This is a genomic window from Bacteroidia bacterium (assembly GCA_027493955.1).
GTDB lineage: Bacteria > Bacteroidota > Ignavibacteria > SZUA-365 > SZUA-365 > JAOSJT01.
Genome location: JAOSJT010000001.1, coordinates 3,079,535 through 3,098,066 on the forward strand (window position 1 = coordinate 3,079,535; position 18,532 = coordinate 3,098,066).

General features: G+C 56.9%; 8 protein-coding genes. 2 read left to right on the forward strand and 6 right to left on the reverse strand.

Annotated features, from left to right (window positions below; all coding sequences use genetic code 11):
* Positions 1–518 precede the first annotated feature (518 nt).
* Together M5R41_11760 and M5R41_11765 are read left to right on the forward strand one after the other, a co-directional pair.
* Entirely contained in the window at positions 519–1,718 is a 1,200-nt protein-coding gene (locus tag M5R41_11760; protein MCZ7557064.1) for a hypothetical protein, read from the forward strand.
* A gap of 63 nt (positions 1,719–1,781) precedes the next feature.
* Positions 1,782–5,867 carry a T9SS type A sorting domain-containing protein gene (locus tag M5R41_11765; protein MCZ7557065.1) on the forward strand — a complete coding sequence of 1,362 codons (4,086 nt, stop codon included), beginning with the start codon at positions 1,782–1,784 and terminating at the stop codon, positions 5,865–5,867.
* 411 nt (positions 5,868–6,278) lie between these two features.
* Here M5R41_11765 and M5R41_11770 read toward each other — a convergent pair whose 3' ends face one another.
* The 6 genes from M5R41_11770 to M5R41_11795 all read right to left on the reverse strand — a co-directional run bounded on the left by M5R41_11770 (position 6,279) and on the right by M5R41_11795 (position 18,518).
* Positions 6,279–8,570: a TonB-dependent receptor gene (locus tag M5R41_11770; protein MCZ7557066.1), complete on the reverse strand. Its 2,292-nt coding sequence runs from the start codon at positions 8,568–8,570 to the stop codon at positions 6,279–6,281.
* A gap of 979 nt (positions 8,571–9,549) precedes the next feature.
* On the reverse strand, positions 9,550–10,098 hold the full coding sequence (gene rfbC / locus M5R41_11775; protein MCZ7557067.1) for a dTDP-4-dehydrorhamnose 3,5-epimerase: 549 nt from the start codon (positions 10,096–10,098) through the stop codon (positions 9,550–9,552).
* A 416-nt stretch (positions 10,099–10,514) separates the two neighbouring features.
* Complete coding sequence (locus M5R41_11780) at positions 10,515–11,855, reverse strand: UDP-glucose/GDP-mannose dehydrogenase family protein (protein ID MCZ7557068.1); 1,341 nt, start codon at positions 11,853–11,855, stop codon at positions 10,515–10,517.
* 67 nt (positions 11,856–11,922) lie between these two features.
* Positions 11,923–13,125, reverse strand: coding sequence for an undecaprenyl/decaprenyl-phosphate alpha-N-acetylglucosaminyl 1-phosphate transferase (locus M5R41_11785; GenBank protein ID MCZ7557069.1), 1,203 nt, complete (start codon positions 13,123–13,125; stop codon positions 11,923–11,925).
* A gap of 1,721 nt (positions 13,126–14,846) precedes the next feature.
* Positions 14,847–16,703 (reverse strand): asparagine synthase (glutamine-hydrolyzing), encoded by a 1,857-nt coding sequence (gene asnB / locus M5R41_11790; protein ID MCZ7557070.1) that lies wholly within the window; start codon positions 16,701–16,703, stop codon positions 14,847–14,849.
* A gap of 144 nt (positions 16,704–16,847) precedes the next feature.
* Positions 16,848–18,518 carry a glycosyltransferase family 39 protein gene (locus M5R41_11795; GenBank protein MCZ7557071.1) on the reverse strand — a complete coding sequence of 557 codons (1,671 nt, stop codon included), beginning with the start codon at positions 18,516–18,518 and terminating at the stop codon, positions 16,848–16,850.
* Between the last annotated feature and the right edge of the window lie 14 nt (positions 18,519–18,532).

Consider the following 18,532-nt stretch of genomic DNA (forward strand, 5'->3'; position numbering starts at 1 on the left):
ATGGCAGCACGCACAATCATCACGGACCGTAAGCGCGGGGAAGATGAGGGACACGAAGCGGGTGGGACACACACAGTGACCGTGAGCGATTGGGGAAGGGTTTCCGTCAGGTTGGTATCCGCACAACAGGGGTCCCCGCGGTCCGGCGCTACCAGCGCGGACCGGGCTGTTCTCTGGGGGAGAATGGCGTTGGGGTCGGTCGGCAGGCGAGTGTACGGCATCGTACCGATGTCAAGCCGGACCGCGGGAAGGTGCGGAGCAGGTTTCCCTCATGGTTCTGGATCGCACGGACAGTCGGCCGGGCGGACGCAGGGAGTGTCCGCAGCAGGGAGCGGCGCTGTCGCTGTCGGTGTCTGCAGTACCGGATTCGTGACGACATCACCGTGGGGCGCATCGCGTCCGGGAGGCCGGGGAGCTCGCTCCCCGCTTCCCGGACCGCAGTAATCGCATTCGGGACGCAGTCCGCTTTCAGAATGCACACCATTTTCCCTATTATTCACCCGCAGCGGAATATTGAGATGAAATACACCATGATGCATGACATTCTATCCTGGACTATTGAGAAAGACGACACACTGCAGCCGGCATCGCAAGACCGCGGTTCTCACATTCACCGTTCTCCCTTCCAGACGGCTGCGCCTCCTGCCGGTCTCCGCATTGCCGGACACCAGTACAGCGCTCGTTTTCTGGCTGGTCTCGCGATGCTGCTCAGTGTTGTCCTCCTCCTCGCCTGCGACGACAATCCGCCCGACGCTCCCGTTGATCCCGTCCTCCCTCCAACCATTGATACCACCAGTCACGACTTCGTCTGGACCGTGGATACCATAGGCATGGAGCTGTCCTGGATCAACGATGTGGCGATTATTTCCGAAAATGACGTTTGGGTGGTGGGGATGTTCGAGCAAAGGGGAGACGACGGCCGCTACGATATTACGAAACGGGGCAACGCGGCACATTTCGATGGGAAAAAGTGGACGATTTATAATATCACTGATGGGACAAGGGGTTGGGGAGGAGAGAAGCGTGTTGTTTGTGCAGCTGGACCGGGGAATATCTGGATGATGAGCGGAGGCGGATGGCATTTTGACGGGAGCCGATGGCGTTCACTTGATTTCTGGAGCCTTGGACATAAAGTATCCACACTTGACGCTTGGGTCTCTGATGATTTGAACACAAGGATTTTTGTGGGACCGGACAGCAGTTTGGTTTATTTCAAGGACGGCGCGTATGTAAAACACCTCTCTGCTCCGGGGTATGATTTCAACGCGGTGGACGGCTTCTCGAACGGTGATGCACTGATAGGGGCTGGCAAGTTCAATGTGGGTGCGCTATTCCGCATGAACCGCGAGGGTGGGTTCAGCACAGTGCTCAAATTGTCAAAGTATGAAATTGAAGACGTCTCTGTCACAATACATGATGACATCGTTTTTACAACGAGACGCAACCTTTACCGATGCTACGGTGATCGCGCGATCGCGATGTTCGAAACCGATCAGAACATCTACGGTCTGAAGGCGAATACCGTAAATGACATCTTCATCGGAACGGGAAGCTCGACCATCTATCATTACAACGGCATCGATGTGAAAGACATCGGTCCGGACTATAGCGGGATCTGCTATGGTATGGGATTGACAGCCACAAAGGATCTCGTATACTTCATCGCCATAGGCGAAATGCAGCGCTGCCTCGTATTCCGGGGCGAACGAAAAAAATAACGCCGGTTCTCCGGCATAGGGACAATTCATTATTCACCACCATCACACTCCCTGGGAGGATGTATGAAGGCGATCACCGCTATTCTCACCCTGTATTTCTGCGCGCTTCTCTGCGCGAACGCCGGCGCCCAGCGCCTGCCCGACAACCGCATTCAGCACAGCCAGACCATGCATCAGTATATCGTGGCCGAGGCCTACAAGCTGTTGCAGCGACTTGATCCCGTTGCTGCGAAAAAGCTGGAAAAACACATGGACTCCGAGGGTCTTCCGCTCAATACGGGATCAACGCCCTGGGATGCGAAAACCATACTCGCCGGCGCCTGGAGAGAGGATGCCGAAGACGTGGTGTACGGCTATGGCAGCGCGAACAAAGAGCAGTGGCCGGACATTGATATGAGCCGCAAGGATTATTGGTCCGACGGTATGTATTCCGAGCTCGAAAAATCGCTGAAGAACGATCCTGGTTTCGCTGAGGGCTTAACGACCTGTACGCATTTCTGGGATGCCTCCTCGTCCAACCGCTATTTGATCAAATCCGGCATCGTTATAAACGGTACAGGCATTTTCGACGTCATGGACGACGACAATCAGATTCTCACTATCAAACCGCAATGGACGGCCTGGGACAAGGCACAGCGCATCATCCGTCCCAACTGGACGGTAGCAATACGCGACAAATGGTGGGAGCAGGGAGGCAAGTATCGTTACAATAACAATTCGAGCGAGGCGTTGCTGCCTCAGCAGACGCATGCCTCGCAGGAAATTGCGATTTCCTATGAATCACTCGCACACTTGTACAACACCGGTGCATGCTATCTCAGCATTCCCGGAATCGACAATTCTTCCATGTTCACGCTCACAACGGAACAGCGGAATCGCTATGTATGGGAAATGCTGGGCCGCGTCTGTCATCTGCTGGCGGACATGAGCGTTCCTGCGCATACACACCGTGATATACACATGGGGAATCTGGATCTGTACTCAGATCAGGGAAGTTGGGGAAGCATCTCGATCACTATTCGCGATCAGGACAGCTATGAAAACTGGATCGCCTCGCCCCATCGCGCATATTGGAATGCGAACAACATCCAGGGAGGGCTGCTCGACCTGAGCAATCATCCCGACCCGCTGTTTTTCATTTTCAACAGCACGCGCGAACGCGCTGCTTCCTTCGCAAGCGACGATGTCGACGGGTATGGCCCCTATGCAGGTGCGCCACGGACGGTAGCCGAAATGCTCGACCGCTATAATCCGTCGACGTGGTACACACCGGCGAAGACCATGCAGATGGAAACAATACGCGACCATACACTCCCCTATGCCATTCGAGCCACAGCAACGCTGCTGGCGTGGTTCGCGCATCAACTTTCTATGCCCGAAACTTTCGTAGTTCGCAATACAGGTGCAGATGGTTATTCTGATTTCTTCAACAGAGATCGGTTTAATGTTCATTTTCCGGATTGGGGAACCACCTCGGGTACACCATTCAATGAAGAGGTTGGCGATCCGCTCTCACTACGTTCTCACTATCTTATGCATCGGGATACACAAGCGAAGTTTTCGTCCTGGAAGTACGCTCAGCAATTCAAGTCCGAACTTCACCAGTACGACGCGCGTGTCGATGAAAATCAACCTGATGTTAACTGCTTTTATCGACACTCCGAGCGTTACATTGTCCCAACTATTCAAATTATGGGCGAGCTTGGCCAGCCTCTTACAAGCGACTACCCCAGTTTTCGTGATCCCTGGCACGTCGATCCGTCAAAATGCACGCAGTGGGATATTCATCAACCCGGTATCTTCGACAGGTATCAGCCGTACGAGACAACAACGTCGAATGGTGGCATCTTTCTGAACAATTATGATCAGGATGAACCCCTTCTCCCCCACTACTCCATTCGCGCGTCGAAGATCTGGGACAAAAGCACGCTCGCGCACAAATGGCCGACGCCTGAAATCGGGGATTACATTTTCCAGGAATGGGAAGCGATCTACTCCGAGCTGTATGACGACGCGCTCAACGCGTTGCAGCCGCAGCATCACGCCTTCCTGAATCCCGAGCAGTACGACACACGCGCGGTGAACTTCCTGCAGAACACCGCCATCGTCAACGCGCATGTGAAAACGCATCGCACGTCGGTGGGACAGATCGCACCCAGCAACAGCAATTCGCAGCGCAAGGTGGCCCTGGCACAGGATGGTTCGTATCACGCCGTCTATGAAAGCAACGGACGCATCTGGTACATCAGCAGCACGGACAAGGGAGCGAGCTGGTCGCCCGAAATCGCCGTCACCGAAGCCGGTGTGCATGCCACCCGTCCCTCCATCGCCGCCATCGCCAGCAGCGCGTACATCTCCTGCCTCGTGGACGGACAGGTGCAGCTGCGCATGTATGAATACGGCGAGTGGAAACCCATCTACACCGCTCCGGTGAACATGGTCGGTGACGCAACGCCGGTGCTCGCCATTCTCCGCGACGAACCACGCTCCGTGGATCACGCCGTCATTTCCGCTTTAGTATGGGAGGATTACAACGTGCTGAAATTCGCCGTCATCGCAAACCGCAATCCCATCGTGGATAATCAGGTCATGGTCTACGGCGCACAGCGTGCGAATTCCGTTGATCAGCCGCGCTTCCCGAGCATCGCCGCCTCTGTGCTGCCCGTCACCTCCGCCAATCCGACGCAGGCCTTTCATGTGGCCTGGATAGAAAACGGCTCCATTTTCCACAGCCAGATCAATATCGATCGCATGCAGAAAACCCCGGCCATCATCGGTTGGACTGCGGGCGGCACCTTCGCGAAAGAAGTGGTGCATGCGCGCACCGGCAGCGCCGGGCTCAGTTATCCCGCAAAACACGCCCCTTCCATCGCCGTTGACGATCTCGGGCATGTGCATGTCGCCTTCGACGTGGTGAGCTGGCACTCGCCCTCGCCCACGACCTCTCCCACAGCGGGCGGTACGAGCGGCAGTCCGGCGAATATGTTCGCGCTGCGCGAACGGCCCAACACGCTCGCTCATACCGGCGGCTGGAATACCACCGCGACCGTCGTGAGCGCAAGCAATCCCGGTCAGGCGCTTACCGCGCCCACCGTCGGAACTCGCCCCGCCATGGCGCCGACACCCAAGAGCAGTAAGTCCTCGTCCCTGCGCATCACTTACAACGACCGCATCGGCGGCCTGCGCACGGTCAAACTCGACCACGCGCTCGGCAACGAATATCACGCCGACGGCCTCGATCCGAATATGACGGTCTGGTCCGGCAAGGCGGATGGACTTCTCGATGTGTTCAGTCTGCCGGCGGCACAGCCCTACGATTGGCATCTGCACAGTTCGCAGAATCACCTGACCAAAGCCGACACCCGCGTCCCGGCCCGCATGAGGGAAATCATTCTGTCGAAGGACGAGGGCTTCAGCGTGTTCGGTATCGCCGATCTGCGCGTGAGCGACGGTACCGACAGGGGTATGAGCGTGGACTGGAATCCCGAGCACGACTCTCTGCAAATCGGCTTCAACGCCACCGTAGCCGGTAAAATGCGCAGCGACCGCATTCCGACTGCCGATGGCGGCTCGCTCCGCTTCCGCATCGAACGCTATGCCACCGGTATAACAGACGCGGCTGTCTCTTTTATCATCCGCCTGCGCGACGCCGTCACCGGCGAACTGCTGCGTCTGCTGGACTTCCCCGCCGATGAACAGGACACTATGGCACGGCTCGAAGCCAAGACTATCGATCTCTCGGCGTTTAACGGGCGTGACGTCGTGCTGGAAGCCGATGTGCTCGGTCTTGGCGACGGCCACCGCGTGGACATCGCGGACCGCTACGCCATGGTTGATCCCGCGGAATACGAAGCGACACTCGAGCAGGATATCGTTGTGGAGGGCGCCGCGCCTATCACGTTGCGCAACAGCCCCAATCCCTTCAATCCCTCAACCGTCATACGCTTCTCCCTTCCCGCAGACGCACCGGTCCGCCTGGCGGTATACGACCTCCTCGGCCGCGAGGTGAACGTCCTCGTCAACGGACGCCTCGACGCGGGTGATCATCAGGTCCGCTTCGATGGCGGGTCGCTGCCCAGCGGCGTCTATTTGTATCAGCTTACGGTTGGCGGACGTTCGCTCACCCGGAGCATGCATCTCGTGAAATAATCCCACCGCGGCGGGGTACCACACCACACCACTCACATCAATTCCCGCCGCACACACCCTTCTCATCAGCCACATCACACCTCTGCCATCAGTAAAAGGCCCCGTCATTGCGGGGCCTTTCCTGTTTCGGTTGTAACCTGTATCACCGGAGTGATTAGGAGTGAAGGGGGCTGTGCCGGTACGTCTTGTGGCTTTGACGACGACTGAGTGAAGAGTGAAGGGTAAAGAGTAAAGGGGGCTATTGCCGGTACGTCTTGTGGTTCTGACTTCGAGGAGGTAAAGAGTGAAGGGGGCTATGCCGGTACGTCTTGTGGCTTTGACCACGAGGAGGTAAAAAGTGAAGGGGTCGAACGCACAGATGTATACGAAAAGGACCCCTTTACCCTTCACTCTTTACTCTTTACTTCTCCCCTAAAATTCCGCGCTCACGCCAATTGTAGGTAATATCCCGATGGATCCGCCGGTGCTCTCCACGACATTATTGCGGGGATCCCAGCGGTAAGCCTGCGAATTCTTGCGGTTGTACACATTCTGAATATCAATGTACGCAATCAGATTCCAGCCGCTGAAGAACCAGCGACGATCCACTCGTACATCCAGCGAGTGAAAATCCGGCAGCCGCGAGGCGTTGAAATCCGACGCGAACAATTGCTCTCCGTTCACATCGAACGGCGTGTACGGGGTACCGGTGCCGTAGCGAAATTTGAAGCTCGCTTCCCAGGCGGCATCGAAACGGTACCCGCCGCTCACATTGAAAATAATTCGTTGATCGTACAGGCCCGGACGCATCACGCCATCGAGTGCGGCATACTCCGTGTTGTTGTACGAAAGACTCAGAATGCCGTAGAGGGGCACGTCGGACATGCGCTTCTGCAGCAGCAGCTCTACACCGCTGGAGGCACCTTCCCCTTCGCTGACGAGAGGTTCAAGACCAAAGGACGAAAAGCCCTCTTCCGCGCCGCCGAAACCCGCACCCGTGTTGGCGAGCACCAGCCAGGGACGCACCGTGCTCGCCGGATAATCTGCGTAATTCTTGTAATAGCCTTCCAGACGCACGCGAAGATCGGCACGCAACAGGTGCTCAATACCGAGTACCGCCTGATCCACCTGCACATGCCGCAACGACGCGTTCGCGGCATTCGACACCAGCCAGATATACGACGGCGCCTGATGATAGCGGCCGCCGCTGAGCGTCAGCGTGGTGAGATCCGTCAGTGCGTACCGCAGTGCCAGACGGGGAGCAATGGCGGCGGACTCGTCAATGAGATTGAAGTAATCCAATCGGCCGCCAAGCGTGACACGTAAGCGCTCAAAAAACGTCCGTGCTACTTGCGCGTACACCGAGCCCTTGAACGCCGTCGTATCCCACACGTTCGACAACGGATCCAGGGCAGGGCCTGTCTGAATCGTATTGACCGTCGGCGTTAAAGCGAAGTCGCCTCTGACGCGTCCCATTTTGCCCTGCGCGCCGAAGGACAGTTCCGTGTCGCGGCTGAGGAGAAACACGCCATCGGCCCGCAGGCTGGTTTCGCCCTCTTTCGAGTCACTGCGAAACACCGGAGAGAGAAGAGAATCGGACTGCAGGAAGGAGTAATCAACATAGGTGCGGCCGAGACTGAACGTCATGAAACCGCCGTCCATGAGCCGCCGCCAGGAAAAGCTGGTGAAGTATTGATTCTGTGAGTTCCCAAGAATGCGCGAATTCGAGAAGCGCTGATCCTCGGTGTCGTTGAAGAAGCGCACATTGTCCAGCGCACCGATGCCGAGGAAGGAAAACTCATTCAGGCGATCGGGAGACACCGTCGCCTTCGTAATGAAATCCCAGTACTCCGGGACGAAGCCAAAACCCGCCGCCTTGAAAATGAAATCCAGATAACTGCGTCGCGCGCTGAAGAGGTAGGAACCAACCTCCCCGATGGGACCCTCGGCATTAAGTCCGAATTGGGACGCGGAGACGGTGAGCTTTCCACCGAGCCGGTCACGACGACCATCCCTGAGCTGTATGTTCATCACGGAGGAGAGTTTATCGCCGTAGCGCGCACCGAAACCACCTGTGGCAAACGTCACATCTTCCACGAAATCCAGGTTGATAAAACTCAACGGTCCGCCGGTCGCACCCTGCGTCCCGAAATGATTGATATTCGGGACTTCGAGATTATCCACAACGTACAGGTTCTCGGATGGAGCTCCACCGCGGACAATCAGATCGTTGCGGCCTGCGGACGCCTGCACCACACCCGGCAGCACCGACACAGCGCGAATCACATCCTCCAATCCTCCCGGTGCGCGACGGATTTCCTCGTACGACAAAGTCTGCGCGCTCACTTGCGCGTCGGCGTTTTCACGAAACCAGGCCGCCTCGACAACCACTTCCTCCAGATCGATCACCGACGGCTGCAGGGCGAAATTCAGTCGTGTCTCTCTGCCCGGGGCCACCTCAACGTCCGATGCGACCTGGGGCTTGTGCCCGATAACGGATGCGCGGATCTGGTAAATGCCCGCAGGCACTTCACGAATCTCGAAAACGCCGTCAAGGTTGCTCGCGGCGCCCAACGTCGTCCCGACCAGTATCACATTCGCGCCGAATAACGGCTCCTTCGTCACCGCATCGGTAACCGTACCGCGTATGGCTCCTCCCCCCTGCGCATGAAGGAGTGATGGCGTCAACAATAAAAGCAAAACTAAAATTCGATTATACGTCATTGCAAAAATCAACCTGTGAAAAAAAATGTGCTCCGTACGCAAGGGATAACCAATTTCCATATCACTTCGGTTCCGCAACGGAGAGCAGTGAGTTGAGAGCAGAGCGCACGTATGTGGATGACCAAAGCCCGCGCCAAGATAATATCCCTCCGCGGCGGTCCCTGAGCGTAGTCGAGGGCTGCGTCACGTTCCCCTCTTCTTCCTTTCTGCGAATTCTGTTCCTGACTTCGCCACGACACTGGTGGCATAACAGACACATGTTGATATACATGAGTTGCAAAGTTTTTATCTTCGGATTGGATGTTGCGCCAAACTCCACAGATTAGAGATGCGATCTGCGTTTCCGACGCGATTTCATCAGGCATGATTTCTTCTTTGGACTAATCGTGGGGCTGCATTGGCGAATTCAGGAGAGCAGAGCGCACGTACGTGGATGACCAAAGTCCGCGCCATGATAATATCCCTCCGCGGTGGTCCCTAAGCGTAGTCGAAGGGCAACCACCGTCGATGGGCTGCGTTAGCTCCCCCTCTTCTTCCTTTCTGCGAATTCTGTTCCTGACTTCGCCACGACACTGGTGGCATAACAGACACATGTTGATATACATGAGTTGCAAGGTTTTTATCTTCGGATTGGGTGTTGCGCCAAACTCTACAGATTAGAGATGCGATCTGCGTTTCCGACGCGATTTCATCAGGCATGATTTCTTCTTTGGACTAATCATGGGGCTGCATTGGCGAAGTCAGGAGAGCAGAGCGCACGTACGTGGATGACCAAAGTCCGCGCCATGATAATATCCCTCCGCGGTGGTCCCTGAGCGTAGTCGAAGGGCAACCACCGTTGATGGGCTGCGTTAGGTCCCCCTCTTCTTCCTTTCTGCGAATTCTGTTCATTCTGCGTGTTCTGCGTTCTGTGTTCTGCGTTCTAAAAAAAATGGCGACCACAGGCCGCCTTTTCGCATGCAAAGAAATGAAAATGCCACTAAGGGACGTACTCCGGCAATCGCGGCAACGCATGCAGCGGCAGCCCGGCCTTGTCCTTATCGGAGAGTATCGGATCCGTTATTGGCCATTGGACCCCTACCGCCGGATCATTCCACAACAACGTCATCTCGGTGTCGGGATGGTAGTAATCGGAACACTTGTACAGAAAATCCGCTTGTTCGCTCAGCACACAGAAGCCGTGTGCGAAGCCGGGGGGAATCCACAGCTGCCGCTTGTTCTCGCCGGACAGCTCGTGTCCCTCCCATTTCCCGAAGGTAGGCGATCCTTCCCGCACGTCCACCAGGACGTCGTACACCGCGCCGTCCACCACGCGAATCAACTTCCCCTGACCGTACGGGTGCTGGAAATGCAATCCGCGCAGCGTATTCTTTCCAGACCGCGAATGATTGTCCTGCACCAACGCGGGAATCCCGGCGGCATCACACAAATCACGCCTGAACGTCTCCATGAAAAATCCCCGATGGTCGCCGTGAACCTTCGGTTCGATCAGGAAAACTCCCGGGAGGGATGTGGCGGTAAATTGCATGGATTAACGATGTGCGATTGACGATTTACGACTTACGATTATTTTTAAGCTGGGTAGTACGGTATAAGCGAACTTTTTCGTGAAAAGGTGAAAAGGTGAAAGGGTGAAAAGGTGAAAAGGTGAAAGGGTGAAAAGGTGAAAAGGTGAAAGGGTGAAAGGGTGAAAGGGTGAAAGGGTGAAAGGGTGAAAGGGTGAAAGGGTGAAAGGGTGAAAGGGTGAAAGGGTGAAAGGGTGAAAGGGTGAAAGGGTGAAAAGGTGAAAGGGTGAAAAGGTTATGAATGCCTATGGTACTCTTCACTCTTACTTAGCTCTTTACTCTTACCTTTTCACCTTTTTTCCTTTTCACCTTTTTTCCTTTTTTCCTTTTTTCCTTTTCACCTTTTTTCCTTTTTTTCCTTTTCACCTTTTCACGACCCCTACGCTCTCAGCATAGCCGGACGACCGATGGAAAAATAGTCGAAGCCGAGCTGCGCCATTTCCACAGGGTCGTAGATATTGCGGCCGTCGAATACCACGGGCTGCTTAAGGGAGTCTTTGATCTTCTTCCAGTCGGGCATACGGAACTCATTCCACTCGGTCACGAGCAGCAGAGCGTCCGCGTTCTCCAGTGCGGCGTAGGCGCTCTTCGCATAGGTGATACGATCACCAAAGCGATACTCGCGGGTGTTCTCCATTGCTTCGGGATCGAAGGCCTGCACCGTAACGCCGGCTGCGAGCAGTTCATCAATGACGATAAAGGCAGGTGCTTCGCGCGTGTCGTCGGTGTTGGGTTTGAACGCCAGGCCCCACAAAGCGACCGTGCGGCCTTTCAGATCGCCGTCGAAGTACTCGTAAATTTTCTTGAAAAATCTGCGCGGCTGGTCCGCGTTGACGTCCTCGACGGACTGCACGATACGCAGTGGATGCTGCGCGTCGTTGGCGGTTTTCAACAGCGCTTTGACATCTTTGGGGAAACACGAGCCGCCGTAGCCCACACCCGAAAACAGGAATTTCTTGCCGATACGCGTGTCCGTGCCGATGCCGCGGCGCACATTGTCGACATTGGCCCCAAGGATTTCGCAAAGATTCGCCAGGTCGTTCATGAAGGAAATGCGCATGGCGAGGAAACTGTTCGCGGCATACTTCGTGATCTCCGCACTGCGCTCGTCCATGACAATGATGGGATTTCCCGAAAGCACGAAGGGCTCATACAGCTCCGTGAGAATACGCTTTGCCTCTTCATGGGATGTGCCAATCACGACGCGGTCCGGCCGCAGGCTGTCTTCCACCGCGAAACCCTCGCGGAGAAATTCCGGATTCGAGGCCACCGTGAACTCGCCGCCGTAGTGTGCCGCAATGGCCGCCGTCACCTTTTCGGATGTGCCGATGGGCACCGTGCTCTTGTCCACGATAATCTTGAACGGTTGCGGCGCATGCTTCGCGAGAATACGGCCGATATCATCCGCGACCTGCAGCACATACTGCAAGTCGGCGGAGCCGTCCTCCGTCGGAGGAGTGGGGAGACAGAGGAATATCACGTCCGATTTGAGCACCGCGCTTTCCAGATCGTCCGTAAACGACAGACGCCCCTCCTTGCTGTTGCGCTCATAGAGCGGATGCAGGCCGGGTTCGTAAATGGGGATCTGCCCGTTCAGCAGTTTCTGAAGCTTGCGGGGATCGTTGTCAACGCAAATGACCTGATTGCCATTCTCGGCGAAACACGTTCCGGAAACCAGACCGACATAGCCGGTTCCAACGACAGCGATGGTATAAGGCATACTCACTCACAGGGATGATAGGTGGATTCGGGAGGAAAATATGTGCGCAACCCGTGCGAAACATAGCTCAGGGTTTGAGGTGGACACTGCCTTTGCTTCCGGCGACCTTGCCGTTACCGCGTACCGCGTGATGACCGTTGCTGCCGTTCTTGCGAAGGCCATTGCCGTTCAGCGGAAGGACGTTCACCGGATGCAGCTCGCCATCACCCAATGCGATCAACTCGCGATACCCCAGCCAGTGCAGGAAGATAAATTTTAAGCCGATGAGGATGCCAATGACAACGAATCCCACCGTCGTGGAACTGATCGCCACCACGATGCCCGCGCCGGCGTACAGCAAACTGACGGACATGAGAACAGCCACCGTCATCTTCGTGGAAAAGCCCCGCTTCGCACGCAGCATGTGGTGTATGTGGTGCAGGTCGGCGCTGAAGGGATTCGTCCCCCGCACTATGCGTCTGAAAAATGCGAGCAGTGTATCTGAAACAGGTAGGCCAAGTACGATGATGGGTACGACCAGCGACGTCAGCGTCGCGGGAGCACTGTCCACCAGCAACCATCCGCTCACCGACAGCGTGAAGCCGATGAACATGCTGCCGCCGTCGCCCATGAACACCCGCGCGGGTGGCGCATTGAACAACAGGAAACCCAATATCGCGCCGCTGAGAACGAACAGTGCGGCTCCGAGAACCGGATTGCCCCAAAGCATCGCGACAATGCCGAGCGCCGCCGCCGAAATCAGCGAGGTACCTCCGGCCAGGCCGTCCATGCCGTCAATCATGTTGATGGCGTTCGTCGTCCCCACCATCCACAGCAGCGACACGACCATGGCCACGGAGCTGAGCAACACACCGGACGCTTCCAGACTGAACACTTCGGGGAAAAGATGCGACTTGATGGCGCCGAGAATCATCAACGACGCGGCGAAAAACTGAAAGAAAAATTTCTGCGAATAGCTCAGCTCGCGTAAATCGTCAATAACGCCAAGCACCACGATGATCACCGTTGCCTCGGCCAGATACGGGTAAAGCAGAGCGTACGATGCGCGCTCACTGAAAAACACCGAAATCCCTTCGATCAGCCAAATCGCGGCCAATGTCAGCGCAAACGCGAGAATAATGCTGTAGCCGCCCGTCACGGGAACATTGCCTTCATGCACCTTCCGCAGCGTGTCAGGATAATCGAACAGCCCATAGCGTCGCGCCAGCCGTATGCACAACGGCATGAGTACTACGGCGAGAATAAGGGCAACGAAGGGATATACCAGCATGAATTACTATTGCCTTCAGGTCAAGTATTGAAAAATACGAACTCCGGCGGTAAAAAGGAATCGGATTCCGTTCACCGCAAGGAAACAGACACCGGAACCGGCGGAATGTTACGACTTTCGAATGCCTGCCCGCCGAAGCATCACAGGAACACGGCACAACCGTCGGTACATGAGAGCGCAGGCGGGCCTGCCCGCCGAAGCATCACAGGATCATGGCACAACCTTCGGTACTTGAAAGCGCAGGCGGGCCTGCCCGCCGAAGCATCACAGGAACACGGCACAACCGTCTGTACATGAGAGCGCAGGCGGGCCTGCCCGCCGAAGCGTCATAGGACTACGGCACAACCGTCGGTACATGAGAGCACAGGCGGGCCTGCCCGCCGAAGCATCACAGGACCACGGCACAACCGTCGGTACATGAGAGCGCAGGCGGGCCTGCCCGCCGAAGCGTCACAGGACCACGGCACAACCGTCGGTACATGAGAGCACAGGCGGGACAACTTCCGATCTCTCCAGGTGTCGTCAGCCTCAGTGTGCCCACCAGTTCGCCTCAGGCGCATACACTGGACCATTTCGTGGGGTGACATGAGGTCTCTGTGGTTTCGGCTACGATTAAGAGAACGGGTGGGTTGCGCGTGTCCCCCAACTGACGTTGCGGGTTAGAGGAAGTGTCGCCCTTCGGGCCAGGAGAACGGGTGAGTTGCGCGAGTCCCCCAACTGACGTTGGGGGTTAGAGGAAGTGTCGTCCTTCGGACCAGGAGAACGGGTAAGTTGCGCGTGTCCCCAAGCTGACGTTGCGGGTTAGAGGAAGTGTCGTCCTTCGGACTAGGAGAACGGGTGAGTTGCGCGTGTCCCCAAACTGACGTTGCGGGTCAGAGGAAGTGCCGCCCTTCGGACCAGGAGAACGGGTGGGTTGCGCGAGTCCCCTAACTGACGTTGGGGGTTAGAGGAAGTGTCGTCCTTCGGACTAGGAGAACGGGTAAGTTGCGCGTGTCCCCAAACTGACGTTGCGGGTTAGAGGAAGTGTCGTCCTTCGGGCCAGGAGAACGGGTGAGTTGCGCGTGTCCCCAAACTGACGTTGCGGGTTAGAGGAAGTGCCGCCCTTCGGGCCAGGAGAACGGGTGGGTTGCGCGAGTCCCCAAACTGACGTTGCGGGTTAGAGGAAGTGCCGCCCTTCGGACCAGGAGAACGGGTAAGTTGCGCGAGTCCCCCAACTGACGTTAGGGGTTAGAGGAAGTGTCGCCCTTCGGACCAGGAGAACGGGTGGGTTGCGCGTGTCCCCCAACTGACGTTGGGGGTTAGAGGAAGTGTCGTCCTTCGGGCCAGGAGAACGGGTGAGTTGCGCGTGTCCCCCAACTGACGTTGGGGGTTAGAGGAAGTGTCGTCCTTCGGACTAGGAGAACGGGTGGGTTGCGCGTGTCTCCAAACTGACGTTGCGGGTTAGAGGAAGTGTCGCCCTTCGGACCAGGAGAACGGGTGGGTTGCGCGTGTCCTCCAACTGACGTTGGGGGTTAGAGGAAGTGCCGCCCTTCAGGCCAGGAGAACGGGTGGGTTGCGCGAGTCCCCAAACTGACGTTGGGGGTTAGAGGAAGTGTCGTCCTTCGGGCCAGGAGAACGGGTGAGTTGCGCGTGTCCCCAAACTGACGTTGCGGGTCAGAGGAAGTGCCGTCCTTCGGACTCTTCACCCTTCACCCTTTACCCTTCACCCTTTACCCTTCTCTCTACTCTTTACTCATCCGATCCGCCAACACATACGCCCACCTCCTCTCCCAATTCGCGCGGACAAGCGTGGGTACACGCTTCCATGTGTCGATGCGCTCGTCTTGCTCCAGCCAATGACGGATGGGAACCTGAAAACCGGTTTTCCGTCGGTCGAGCAATTGCTGTGGTATGGGACGTGACGGACTCATCGCCAGCAGGCGCTTGCGATGCGTCAGCGCCAGGGTGTGCATGAGTGGCGCAAGGCGACGCAGCAGCTCGATGTCCACCAGCGGAACGCGAATTTCGATGGAATGCGCCATGCCCGCCCAGTCCGAATCGCGTAAAAGCTGATTTTTCATATACAGGCCCGCCTCCATCGCCGCGATACGTCCGTACGGTGTAACAGGATCCGGAGTCATTGCATCGCCGATCAGACCCATGATGTCCATATCGTGCAACCCGGCTTCCGCCCGGTCAACACCGAGCAACTCCGGCAGCTCCCAGGGCATGAAGAGTCCGCGACGCAGGTACCACGCACCCGGATAACTGTGTCCGTATTTCAGAGCACCGGCGACTTTCGGACTGCGCTCCGAATGCCCGGAAAGCAAAGACGCATACACACTCTGAAAGCCCTGCCCAAGCCAGGGGAGGCGCCTCGCAAAGCCAAATTTCCGTACCCACTCCGGCACATCCACAAAGGTGTTGTAGCCCGCGAAGAGTTCGTCTCCGCCCAGACCCGACAGCGCCACTTTCAAACCGTTCTCTCGTGCGGCTTTACTGACATAGTAGGTGTTGATGCCGTCAATGCTGGGTTGATCCATGACTGCGAGTATATGGTCGAGATCGCCGGAAAATTCCTGCGCAGTCAGCATGCGCGTGCGGTGATCCGTACCGTAGTGACGCGCAACGTCTTCCGCCAGCGGCGCCTCGTCGTCGTGCCGGCCGCGAAATTCCTCGAACGCCAGCGTCACCGTGCGCAAATCCTCTATGCCCGCATCACGCACCAATCCGACGAGAGTGCCCGAGTCAATCCCAGCGGAGAGAAACGCCCCCACCGGCACATCCGCGATCATATGATGCGCCACCGAATCCCGCAACGCCTCACGAATGGTCTCTTCTTCCAACAGAGGGGCCGGGGGTGAGGTCTTCCCCCCCTCTCCTCTCAGGAGAGGGGCCGCCTCGGCCAACATCCCCGCAATGGAGCCGTACTCCACAGGTCCTTTGACTCCGGAACCATCCACGCGCAGCCAGTGTCCTGCCGGGAGAGCGCGAACAGCACGATAGATGCTCCGTGGTTCCGGCACGGAGCCCAGCATCAGAAAGGCGCACAGCGAACCCTCGTCAACGCGCGCATCCACTGCCCCGCCCGCCAACAGTGCCTTTACCTGCGATGCCATGCGAATGCAGCCGCCGTCGTCCGCGTAATACAGCGGTTTGATGCCGTACGGATCGCGCGCCGCAAAGAGCTGTTTCCTCTCATGGTCCCACAGCGCGAAGGCGAACATCCCCCGCAACATGGGCAACATGTCCGCGCCATGTCGTGCATAGAGGCCCATGAGCACTTCCGTATCCGTCTCCGACCGGAGCGACCATCCGTCCCGCAGCAGCGTCTCCCGCAGCGGACGATAATTGTAAATTTCGCCGTTAAAGGTAATGCTGTACCGCCCGTCCACCGAGTGCATCGGCTGCGCACCGCGGTCCGACAGGTCAATGATGGACAGCCGCCGATGCCCGAAACCCACGCGGCCGTCGTCGGACACCCATTCGCCGAAGCCGTCCGGCCCGCGGGCGTGCATGTGGTCGCGCGTGGCGCGGAGTTCCGCGAGGTCCACCGTAAGAGAGCTGTTATAGTGAAAAATCGAATTGAAGCCGCACATGAAAGAAGTATTTCCGTGTCAAAACAAGTATTCTACATTAGAGCACAGTCTCTTACGAGTCAAATGCGCGTGGGTGCAGGCGGAAAGCTCCGTCGGGGAGGCAGAAGAACTCCGGACTGAATCCGGATTGACGGGTTCATCCATTCAGGGCATAATAAAGCGTGCGCGAAACGCCGCCAGCGATGTCAGATGAAATGCTCCGTTGTCATAAAATATCACCGGGGCATCGTCCCCCGACACGGGAAACGCTTGCAGACGCCGGAGCACTCCGGCGCGCTTTGGAGCGAATTCCACGGGACGGAGGATAAAACCATTCATCGCAACATCGGCGTGTGATGAGAATTTCTGCGTGCTGACGGGAACAAATCCTGAGACCTCATCCGAAGACAGAAGCTCGAGCGTATCATTATTCACGCGCATCGTATACGGCTGTCGCCAATCGGTAAACATGCTGCCTTCAAATCGTCCAAGCACCCGCACCTCGCGATCAACTCTCGTGTTTCCATCGTCCGTATCGGGGATCAGCGGATGCCACACCGGCATGGCTGTTTCCGATATCGCTTGTCCTATTCTTCCGAATTGCGCGACGACATACACCGTACCCTTTTCCGGCAGCGATGCGGCGAGACGCTCCACCTGCCTGTTCCATGACCCTATGTGGTGGAATTTCCATATCAGTGCCGCATTGCTGAGCAGGATGATACTGAGCGCACCGGTCAGTAGCAGATTGCGCAATCGCAGCGCCCGCCGGTGTGTATCGAGGAGATGCACGGCGGGCAGCAGAAGCAAGGGCAGGATACCGTAGGCAAGCCGCATGGACGGAAAATTCGGCAGATACAGCAGCAAGGCCGCAAGACCGGCTCCCCAAAGCAACAGCACATCCTGTCGTACCGTGCGATCGGAGCGGAGGAACAACGTGGCAATGGCAAACAGGTACGTAGCTATCGGAATCAGAAAAAGCACAGCGCCCGGCCACCACGTAAACCAAAGTGCCTGATAATCCACGGGGTCCACCGGCGCGACAAGGGAAGCGATGCCATGAAGAAGCCACATCATCGCTCTTCCGCTATCGTGTATGCCAACAGCATCATTCGCACCAAGAACAGAACCGAATATGGAAGCACGATGCGCGAAATACACCGCGACGATAATGAAACTGACGGCAAACGCGGCCATCATCCTCCAGCGCTGCGGATTGTCGGCTCCGCGAAGCAAAAGCAAGGCACTGATCGCCACGAGGTACAGCGGAAAAAGCACCCCGCTTTCTTTCGACAGCAATGCAGCGACGAACGAAACGGCCATCAGCACGATGTACCGCAGCTTCCCGTTCCTGATAAACAGCAGCGACGATACGGCGGCCCCAAGCACGCCCGCGGTGTACAGTAAATCAGTCCTGCCGACAATCCAGTACGCATTGATCACACCCTGCGGGAGGATAAAAAACACGAAACCCGTGAGCAGAGCGATCCGCGCACGGGTTTGAAAGAGCTTCCGGAGCAACATCCCCACCAGCACCGCATTCAGCGCATGCACCAGCAGGTTAAACAAATGATACGACCACGGCAGTCCCGGACTCAGCCAGGCATTCAACGCAAAACTCAGCGTCACCAATGGCCGGAAATACGCGCCCTCCTTGATAACACGGAAATCGCCATCAACCGGAAACGCATTGATCGTGGAGCCGCGCAGAACCTCGTAGTCATCCCCGGAAAAATGGAAAGACAAGAGAAAGGGCGCCGCGACTACGGCAAGCGCGACCAGAAGCAGGCCGGCACTCGCAAGTCGTGCGGACACACTCATTGCGGACCATCGCATACACTCTGCCGATA

Excerpts from the sequence above, each read along its gene's own strand:
- M5R41_11760 (MCZ7557064.1), top strand. The coding sequence starts at position 519 with ATGAAATACACCATGATGCATGACATTCTATCCTGGACTATTGAGAAA.
- M5R41_11765 (MCZ7557065.1), top strand. The coding sequence starts at position 1,782 with ATGAAGGCGATCACCGCTATTCTCACCCTGTATTTCTGCGCGCTTCTC.
- M5R41_11770 (MCZ7557066.1), bottom strand. The coding sequence starts at position 8,570 with ATGACGTATAATCGAATTTTAGTTTTGCTTTTATTGTTGACGCCATCA.
- rfbC (MCZ7557067.1), bottom strand. The coding sequence starts at position 10,098 with ATGCAATTTACCGCCACATCCCTCCCGGGAGTTTTCCTGATCGAACCG.
- M5R41_11780 (MCZ7557068.1), bottom strand. The coding sequence starts at position 11,855 with ATGCCTTATACCATCGCTGTCGTTGGAACCGGCTATGTCGGTCTGGTT.
- M5R41_11785 (MCZ7557069.1), bottom strand. The coding sequence starts at position 13,125 with ATGCTGGTATATCCCTTCGTTGCCCTTATTCTCGCCGTAGTACTCATG.
- asnB (MCZ7557070.1), bottom strand. The coding sequence starts at position 16,703 with ATGTGCGGCTTCAATTCGATTTTTCACTATAACAGCTCTCTTACGGTG.
- M5R41_11795 (MCZ7557071.1), bottom strand. The coding sequence starts at position 18,518 with ATGCGATGGTCCGCAATGAGTGTGTCCGCACGACTTGCGAGTGCCGGC.